Origin of the sequence: Silvanigrella sp. (assembly GCF_044369315.1) — a bacterium.
Classification (GTDB): domain Bacteria; phylum Bdellovibrionota_B; class Oligoflexia; order Silvanigrellales; family Silvanigrellaceae; genus Silvanigrella.
In genome coordinates this window covers 1-9,330 of sequence record NZ_JBIPMD010000126.1, presented here as the reverse complement: position 1 = coordinate 9,330, position 9,330 = coordinate 1, and the positions used below count along the sequence as shown (strand labels likewise).

The window sequence follows — 9,330 nt, the reverse complement described above, 5'->3', positions numbered from 1 at the left end:
GTAGCTCCTTTGTTACTTTTTTTTAAGCAACAATTAACTAACAAATTGGAGCTATTTCTTCAATCTTCACAATATCTTTCTCAACTCTTAACTGGCATTAATGATTAAATTATCTTTTTCATCAATGATATATTTTTCTGTTTATGCAGGTCAATTTAGTAAAAATTCTAAAGATAATAATGTGATTGTTAATTTTTATCCAGAAATAATTCGTTCACAAACGATTTGTACAAAGTATGGCTGCTTACAAACAAAAGGTATTAAGACTGGCCTTATTAGTGGAGATAAAATTTGTGTCAGTTTAAATGCGGGATACAATCCATTATATTGGGGAATATACAAAGATTTCTTGTTTGAAGTCATTGATGAAGAGGAATTATCTGAAATAAATTTTTGGGGTTCATTTCATTCCCCAAGGTTTAATTATTCAAAATCAATCCGTATGACAAATTACAAATTAACAGACATCCATATATCTTGCTATGAATTTAATTTTTCTAATGAAAAAATATTTTTAACAAATTAAAAAGAAGAAAGAATTTTATGTTTAACATAAAAACAAAATTAATTACAAAATTTATATTCATACTAATATGTTCTTATTTTTTCAAAAGCTTTTGTTACGCAAATCATAATGAATCTTTAAATCAAGTTCATGTTAAATTCGTATTTGGAACCGTTTTTGTAGGAACGGTTTGTTCAAAATATGGCTGCTCATCATTAATGGATGTAGGAAGTGAACATAAAATGAATTTAATTGCTGGCGATACCTTTTGTGTTGATATCGTAGAATTTCCAGCAACTCACTTGACCTCAATTGTAAGATTAGATTATTATTATAAAGTTATAAAAACAAATAATGATTTAAATATGAAAGTTTGGGGATTTTCCTTTTATCCCTTTTTTAATTACTCAAGCGAATCTTTTGAATTTTTAAACTATGAAAATACTTATAGTAAATTACCTTGCAGCAACTGGGATTTTACAAATCCATTAAACAACAAATATTAAATTCAATTATTCTAATAAAAAATTTTTATTAGAACTTTCATTCATTGGTTTATTTAAATTTATTTTTTTACCTTCATTTTTTCCTTCATCAAAATAAGAAGTATAAACTTTATTTGAAGTAGCCCCTTTTTTACTTAATTTTGGAAATAATTTTTTGGTATAAGAATTTAATTTTAAATCTTCATTTTGCAAAATAAGAGTTATTTCATTTTTATTTATTTCATTCAAATTTAAGTTTTTAGTTTTATCTTTTTGAATTTTATTTAGTTTATTTTGAAATCCATCTAAAATCCCTTTTTGGTAGGATAATTTATATCGATTGGGGACTGAATTCATTTTTTGATAATTTTCCCATAACGTATTTATACGTTCTTTTAAAAAATAAAAAACAAATTCAGACATTAAAACATTCTGTTTTGTTCCAATTATTTCTATGATTTTATGAGATTCATCAGATAATGGATCATATAAATCGGAATATATCACATTTACAAAATAATGGGATTGAATTAAAGAAGAAATATAAATATAGGTACTTGGAACGATTTTCTTTTTAAAATTTATAATTAAAGTACAATATTCCGAATTTATATTTTCTTGAATTCGTTTGATATTATATTTAGAATAAATTTCTTGCACTTTTTCCATTGCTAATAAAGACTCATTTTCATTTGCTGACTGTGCTAAACTCAATAATTTTTCTACTTTTCTTAAAATATTTTGATCTTCAGCTTCGAAGTTTGAGTTTTTCCAATGCGAAATTTTATCATCCATATTTAATGTTGATTTTCGATATTCTTTTGGAACAGCTATAAGATCACAAGCTTTTTGAAAATAGTTCCCATGATTTTCATTTTCTAAAAATATTTCACTAACGATTTGATGAGCCATTTCATGTTTTAAGATATTTAAAACAATATCCCATGAGTAATCAGAAATTAATTTAGAAGAAAGGGTTATTATTTTATTTTGAGAATTCCAAGTTCCCCATGTTGTTGATAAATCTTGAATAATAATCAATGGCTTCTTTAGTTTTATTTTATATTGATAACAAATATGATCGTAATCTTTGTAAAGCTGAAAAATAACCCTAGAAAACATTTCCTTTAAAATATTGTCAAATTTCATAGACCCTCAAATCATCAATAAAATATTTACAATTTTAATTAACATTCTTTTTTCATAAAAAAAAGATTTTATTTAATCTTTGATAGGAGATAATGTTGTTTTTGTTGAAAATGCAGAACTATCTTTATTTTTCTCTGATAACTGACCATCAGGAGCTTTTTGTGTATATATCGGAACAACAATTTCCTTTGTTGCTCCTCCTGCTAAGGAAAGGTCAAATTTCGTTTTTGGTAAAACTAAATTTTGATCTCCTACAAAATAACTAAGCCAAAAATCTCCTTCAGGAAGGTAAATTTCATCTGGTTTAAAAAACATGAGATCAATCGATTTGCCAAATACATTCCCATTTTTAGCTTCAAATCTAACAAAATCAGTCTTAATATTTCCCGAAGTATAACGAATTTCCCATTTAATTTTAACTCGACCTAATTTATCTGTTTTAACAGAATCTTCAGAAGCATTTAAATTTTTAAATATTCCTTTAATTCCTTCAATTCCATATTCATACTTTTGATCAAATACAAGAAAAGGCATATCCGTCATAACTGTCATAAGAACAAAAGGCATTCGATTGATATGTATTGTAATCCGAGAAGGAGGATGACATTTATCATATTTTTCTAAACAAGGAGGAGATATCACTAATGCTCCCCTTGTTTTTACTTCACTTACTTGATTTTCGGATACATCCACATATTTTTCAATTTCAGTACCTTCTAAAGTAACTCTATATTTTCCTGGAAAAGCGGGATAATCTGTATTTAATCGAAATAAAACTTTTTCATTGATATAAGCAAATATAGGTTGTCCTCCTGCTTTTAATCTTTCTTCAATAGGAAAGTTTTTAGGAGAAACAATTCTAATCACGCCAAGCTTTATTTCATAATTTGAAAAATCTTTTATGCTTATTATTTTTTTACTTCCATTAACTTCAATTTGATATCTTCCGCTTTGCAACCATATTGTTCCATTAACTGGAGATGAAATAACGAATTTTTTTTCTTTAGGAGATAAATCTAATGGAAGCGAAAAATATTTACTAGAATCTGTATTTATTGGTGAAGAAAGAGTTAAAGGCCATAAAGAAATTTTTTTATCTGAAAATAATGAAGGTTGAAGATTGAGTTCAATATCTCTTCCTGATATGGAAATTACATTTTTCCCAGGCAAAATATCAAATTCTGATTTATTGGTAAACCAATGTTCTTGACCATCTAACGGATCATAACAAAAACTATTATAAGTATTTCCAACTAAATTTTCAAAACGAAAATTATTATCAGTTCCATTTATAGGATTAGAATTTGAATCATTCTTATTTTTATTATGAAATTGCAAACTCACTTTACTTAAAACAACTTTTTGTTCTTTTGCACCATCATTAAAAAATTCATATGAACTACATTCATTTGCTAATAAATAGATTCCAATGGGTAATAATATTTTTGTATTCGTTGATAATCTCATTAAAGGATAATAAATTTTTTTATTGCTATTATTTTTTGTAACTTTATATAAAGTAACACCTTTATTTGGAATTCCTAAAAATATAAAATACTGCTTACCCTCTTTTGAAGAATTTTTACTACAAGACAATGTAAATAAAATAGTTAATATGAATATGAATATTTTCAATTACCACACCTCAGCATTGATGAGTAAGAAAAATATTTATGGCCTTTAAATTGCAATAATTTTCCTAAAATAGAAATTTGATTTCCCTTTTGAATACATTGAATGCTACTTGTAATATTTTCTGTTGTTACTTGAATATATCCCGTTTTATCTTCTAAAATAAACCATAAACCACCTGGTCCTACATCATATATTTTCCCTGAAAGTACTACCGGAAAATCATAATAATTATTTGGTGTAAGAATAAGGAGTTTGATTTCAACAATCCTAGTTTTTTTTTCACATGAAAAAACAAGTGTTAACAACAAAATTATTTTAATGATCTGAAGAAGATTCTTCTTCACCATTTTCAGATTCCTCTTTTAGATCGAAAGTCATTTCAGCAACAATTTTTTCAAGATCGATAATACCACGAATTCTATCTCCAACTCTAGATACCCCAGCTAATATCCGATATTCAGCTGGAAAAAAGTTTTGGGGAATAGATTCAACTTCTGTCGGTTGTAACCTTACAAATTCGGTAATATCATCGACAATAACACCAAAACCACCATATTCACATTGTAAAATAATAACCCGTGTCGTAGAATCTGCCTTACCTCTTTCAAACTTTAAAAAACGTCTTAAATTTAAAACAGGCATAATTTCACCACGAAGAGCAATGATACCTTCCATTAAAAATTTAGCGCCAGGTACGAAAGTAATCGTAGTTAACATGATAATTTCTCGAACAAGTGACATTGGTAATAAAAATTCTTCTTTGTGTAATTTGAAACCAATGTATTGAATGCCTGGAGTTTGAATCACCCCTTCATCAGTTACATCATTAATGTAACCATTGGCATTGGAAGTATCATCTTGATAAGGTAACTGAACCTGAGTGGCAGCTCCGTCACCAGATAAAAAATATATTTTTTTAATTTGGTACTGCAGCACGATTTGGATACCCCGATTTTGATTGTGAAAAATCGTCTATTATCTCGCCAACATCAAGCACAAGTGCAACACGACCGTTACCTAAGACACAACCACCAGCGACTCCTCTTCTTTTACCCATTAACCTGCCTAAAGACTTAATCACTATTTCTTGTTGTCCTTGTAATTGATCCACAACAACACCAACTCTTTTTTCTCCAACACCAACAACAACAAAAATAATTCTCGGCTTTGTATGCCTCACTCGAAATGAAAAATTATGACCACCAGAAGTTGTTTTTCCTTCTCCATTATGAGGTGTATTAGTTGCTGGCTGAACTTGTTGTGACTCTGTAGAAGGTCGAGAAGGATTTGCTGCTTTTTCGGCACCATCATTTTCATCGTGATGTTTTATTCTCTGAATGTCATTTACAGAATACCATAATAAATCACTCATGGCATGAAGATCAAAAACATCTGCTAACTTTAATAAAGGTAATACTCGATCCCTTAACTTAACAAAGTCAGCACTACCCATTTTCTGAACATCTTCAGGACGTATCCGAATACTTTCTATTACATTTACAAGTGGAATTGCGTAACTCTCACCTTTTGTTTCAACCATAAGACTAGGAATAATAGCCAAAGTCAAAGGAAGTTTAATTGTTGTTGTTGTTCCTTTACCTAATTCACTATCAAGTTCAATAATTCCTTTTAACTTAACAATACTTTTCTTAACAACATCCATACCAACACCACGGCCAGAAATGTTTGTTACCTTTTCTGCTGTGGAAAAACCAGATTCAAAAATTAAAGAAAATATTTCTTTATTCGTCATGTGGTCATTCTCTTTGACCAAACCACGCTCTATCGCTTTTGCTCTAATTTTATCAATTTGCAAACCTTTACCATCATCTTGAATGGTAATGACAATCATATTTCCATCTTGACTTGCTTTTAAATGAATATTTCCTTTTCTACTCTTTCCTATTTTTTCTCTGTCATCTGGGAGTTCAACACCATGGTCAACACTATTACGAATTAAATGTACTAAAGGATCTCCAATTTCTTCCACTAAAGTTTTATCAAGTTCCGTTTCACCACCAATGATATGCAAATCAATTTCCTTACCAATTTGCCTACATAAATCGCGAACAACTCTTGTAAACTTATAAAATGCATTCCCAACTGGAACCATTCGAATTTTCATAATAATGCTTTGAACTTCATTCATATGACGTCCAAATAATAAAACACTTTCACTCATGGAATGACCAAGTTCACTATTTCCATTCCCTCTTAATTCTTCTTCTATTCTTGCAAATCTTGTTCTATCTATTACAAGTTCACCAACTAAGTTAACAAGACTATCCAATCTTTTTAAGTCAACACGAATTGTGCCGCCCGCCTCATCTGCTTTTTTCTCATCTGGTTTTTTCTTATCTGCAGGTTTAGCTGCTGCAGCTGGTGCGGCGGCGGCAGGGGGAGCAGAAGCAGAGGGAGGCGCTGCAACTGGTGCGGCTCCTCCTGCTTTTTTAGCGCCTCCAGCCATGGAACCGATACGAAGTTTTGTAAGAGCATCATTGATGGGTTGTTCTGAAGATTGATTTTTTTTGATGGCTTCAAACATACTGCGAATACGATCAAGACCAAAAAAAAGTCCGTCCATTAATGCAGGGGTAACAGTAAGTGTTCCCTTACGAATACGATCAAATAAATTTTCCATTTTATGGGTTAATTTTTCAATCGCACGAAAGCCGAACATCCCCGATGTTCCTTTAATCGTGTGAGCATTTCTAAAGATACTTTCAACCGCATCTTTACTTTCAGGATTCCCTTCTAGATCAAGCATAGATTGACTTAAATTCTCGATTAAATCATCTGCATTAGAAAGAAAGTCTTGCAACATTTCAGGATCGAGATCCGGTTTTTCAAATCCATCCCCACCTGCTAAATTTTTCGTATCAAAATCTTCTTCTGGTTCTTCTTCAGCACCACCTCCCGCATGAGGATCTGCTGCAGGAGCAGCGGCGGCGGCAGGGGCTTCTGTAGCTGCTGGGGCAGAGGAAGTTGCGCTACCACCTGCTGCAGAAAAAACAAGAGCATCCCAAGGAGGACCAATTTTTTTCAAACAATTGGGATCTTTTTTATCTAGTTCGACGACATCAGCTTCCACAACACCCTTTAAGGTAGAAGCTTCGAGTTCAGCTGCGAAAATAATTAAAGACCCAGTAGGAGAGGCTCTATAAAGAACAAAATCACCAACTCTTGAAATATTATCAACCTGTGGACCTGCTTTTAATTCTTCTAATGTTTTATATTTGGCGTCATTAAAAAATATGGCAAAAAGTTTTTCTACTCGAGTTGTGAATTTATTAAAAGACGCATTTTCTTCTTCACTTACAACGTTTGAGTTTGAAACCGTTCCGGCACCTTCTGCAGCGGGTTCGGAAGCAGCCGCCTCTGCGGGCGCTGCATCAGAAGGAGCTCCTCCATTTTTTACAAAATCGGATTTTGCGTGAAATTCATGTACAATTCTTTCCGCTTCCATCAAGACATCAGGATCGATCGGCTTTGGATAGGCTTTATAAACTTGTTCAAACACATTTTGCGCATCGGAGACGAGTTCAATTACTTCTTTAACGAGTTTTACTTTTTCAGAACGGACAAATTCAATATAATCCTCAACGGCATGTGCCATGGCAACCATCTCAGTGAGATTTGCCATTTGGGATAGTCCTTTTAAAGTATGAAGAGTTCTGAATAACTCTTGACTTTCTTCTAAAGGAACCTCTTCATTTGCGATGAGATGTTCTTGAAACCCCTGACAAAGAGCCGCTAATCTCTCGTATAATTCAGTTGCTTCATTTTTCAACTCTTCCGCTAATCCTGAATCTGTCTGTTCAGGTGTAAGAATAGAAGCAAATCGTTTGCCTTGAAACACTCTATCCCCCGTAAAAGCATCTTATTGGTATAAAATGAGTTATGCCATATATTGTTATTTTAAACGCAATAACTGCGTATGTACTTTTTTAGAGTTAAGGATTTGGCGGTATTTTATGATAAGCAAAGAAAATAAAAAAATTATCCTCGCAAGTAGCTCACCGAGAAGAAAAGAAATGTTTCAAGCCAGTGGGATCCCATTTGAAATAAATGTTGCAAATATTGACGAAAAACCAAAAATAAATGAAGGAGGCCATGAATATGTACAACGTAATGCAAAAGAAAAAGGCCTAGCTGTTTGTAAAAAATATAATCAAGATGAATTTATTTTAAGCGCAGATACGATTGTCGTTACTAAAGAAGATAAAATACTTGAAAAACCCTTAAATGAAAATCAAGCACGTGAAATGCTCCAAAATTTATCTGGCAACACTCATTTAGTGTTAAGTAGTTATTGTATTTTTCAAAATAATAAAGAACTCATCTCAAGAATTGTCGAAACATTTGTTACATTCCGTGTTCTATCCGAAAATGAAATTAATTCTTATATTAAAACAAAAGAACCATTTGATAAGTCAGGCGCTTATGGGATTCAAGGAAAAGCAATGGGATTTATACATAGTATTAATGGAAGCTATACAAATGTAATGGGATTGCCATTAAGTGAAGTATTAATGGATCTTAAATATTTTGCTGGTGTCGAATCTTTTAGTTCATTTGATCAATAAAGTAATGCAAAATATTTAAATAAGGCTTTAAAAATGTCAGAATTTTTAAAAAACAATATCATGGATATAAAAAATAAAATAAATTTATTGTGCATTAAATACAAGCGAAAGCCAACAGATATTGAACTCATTGCCGTAAGCAAATTTCATGAAGCGAATAAAATTCAAGAAGCTTATTCGAATGGTTTAACTCATTTCGGAGAAAATTATATACAAGAATGGCAAAAGAAAAGCGATTTTTTATCACCAATATTATCTGATCTAAAATGGCATATTATTGGACACATTCAAAATAATAAAGCCAAATTTATTAATGACAAAGTTCACTGCTTACAATCACTCGATAGTTTATCTTTAGCAAAAGAAATCGAAAAAAAATCACAACTCGATTTGAAATTAAATATATTAATTCAATTACAAATAGATATGAATGATTTAAATAAATCGGGAATACAAATTGAAAAAACAAATGAACTTTTAGACTTTATTTCACAAAGTAAAAAACTTTCACTGAAAGGATTTATGGGTATTGGCCCAGCTGAAATAGATTATCTTAAAAGAAAAGATTTGTATTTTAATTTCGTTGAAAATTCAAATAAATTATGGAATCTTTATTATAATAATCCAATCAATCAAAAACCAATTATTTCATTAGGAATGAGCTCTGATTATGAATTGGCTATTGAATGTGGAAGCACTATGTTAAGAATGGGTACTGCTATTTTTGGGGATAGAATTAAATCTTAAATTACTTTCAAAAAAACATTTTAATCTCTGTTTACTTTGTCAGTTCTGAAATATCTACTTGTGAATTTATAATTGCATAATTCAATTTTTCAATTGCAGCTCTCCGTAAAATTCCTTTATCAAAACGTGCTACATCATCGCAAATAGAAAGAAGTTTTGATTTCAAATGTATTGAAAAAATAACTGTTACGTCTTTGAATTCTGTTGATAAAAGATCGATAAT

Annotated in this window: 9 protein-coding genes and 1 pseudogene; 4 read left to right on the top strand and 6 right to left on the bottom strand. The window is 30.7% G+C overall.

Translation table 11 applies throughout. The features are described 5' to 3' along the window. The first annotated feature begins 100 nt into the window (after window positions 1-100). The gene (locus ACIQ56_RS10720; RefSeq protein WP_397601052.1) at window positions 101-526 is read left to right on the top strand and encodes a hypothetical protein; all 426 of its coding nucleotides are present in this window, start codon (window positions 101-103) and stop codon (window positions 524-526) included. Window positions 527-543: 17 nt separating this feature from the next. Further along, on the top strand, window positions 544-1,011 hold the full coding sequence (locus ACIQ56_RS10715; RefSeq protein WP_397601051.1) for a hypothetical protein: 468 nt from the start codon (window positions 544-546) through the stop codon (window positions 1,009-1,011). 6 nt (window positions 1,012-1,017) lie between these two features. Here the strand turns inward: ACIQ56_RS10715 and ACIQ56_RS10710 are convergent, their stop codons facing one another. The 5 genes from ACIQ56_RS10710 to ACIQ56_RS10690 all read right to left on the bottom strand — a co-directional run bounded on the left by ACIQ56_RS10710 (window position 1,018) and on the right by ACIQ56_RS10690 (window position 7,633). Beyond that, complete coding sequence (locus ACIQ56_RS10710; RefSeq protein ID WP_397601050.1) at window positions 1,018-2,139, bottom strand: SprT-like domain-containing protein; 1,122 nt, start codon at window positions 2,137-2,139, stop codon at window positions 1,018-1,020. 72 nt (window positions 2,140-2,211) lie between these two features. After that, window positions 2,212-3,774: a hypothetical protein gene (locus ACIQ56_RS10705; RefSeq protein WP_397601049.1), complete on the bottom strand. Its 1,563-nt coding sequence runs from the start codon at window positions 3,772-3,774 to the stop codon at window positions 2,212-2,214. Then, a complete protein-coding gene (locus ACIQ56_RS10700) occupies window positions 3,771-4,121 on the bottom strand; it encodes a hypothetical protein (protein ID WP_397601048.1) in 351 nt (116 codons plus the stop codon). The genes ACIQ56_RS10705 and ACIQ56_RS10700 overlap by 4 nt, the downstream gene beginning before the upstream one ends. Continuing rightward, complete coding sequence (locus ACIQ56_RS10695; protein WP_397601047.1) at window positions 4,090-4,710, bottom strand: chemotaxis protein CheW; 621 nt, start codon at window positions 4,708-4,710, stop codon at window positions 4,090-4,092. The genes ACIQ56_RS10700 and ACIQ56_RS10695 overlap by 32 nt, the downstream gene beginning before the upstream one ends. Continuing rightward, window positions 4,691-7,633 (bottom strand): Hpt domain-containing protein, encoded by a 2,943-nt coding sequence (locus ACIQ56_RS10690; protein WP_397601046.1) that lies wholly within the window; start codon window positions 7,631-7,633, stop codon window positions 4,691-4,693. Before ACIQ56_RS10690 ends, ACIQ56_RS10695 begins: the two co-directional genes overlap by 20 nt. A gap of 115 nt (window positions 7,634-7,748) precedes the next feature. Here ACIQ56_RS10690 and ACIQ56_RS10685 point away from each other — a divergent pair, with 115 nt between their 5' ends. Beyond that, on the top strand, window positions 7,749-8,360 hold the full coding sequence (locus ACIQ56_RS10685) for a Maf family protein (RefSeq protein WP_397601045.1): 612 nt from the start codon (window positions 7,749-7,751) through the stop codon (window positions 8,358-8,360). Between the two features lie 33 nt (window positions 8,361-8,393). Continuing rightward, the gene (locus ACIQ56_RS10680; RefSeq protein ID WP_397601044.1) at window positions 8,394-9,107 is read left to right on the top strand and encodes a YggS family pyridoxal phosphate-dependent enzyme; all 714 of its coding nucleotides are present in this window, start codon (window positions 8,394-8,396) and stop codon (window positions 9,105-9,107) included. A gap of 31 nt (window positions 9,108-9,138) precedes the next feature. On the opposite strand, the pseudogene ACIQ56_RS10675 reads toward ACIQ56_RS10680, so the two are convergent. Continuing rightward, a pseudogene (locus tag ACIQ56_RS10675) lies at window positions 9,139-9,330 on the bottom strand (hypothetical protein); the annotation flags it as partial.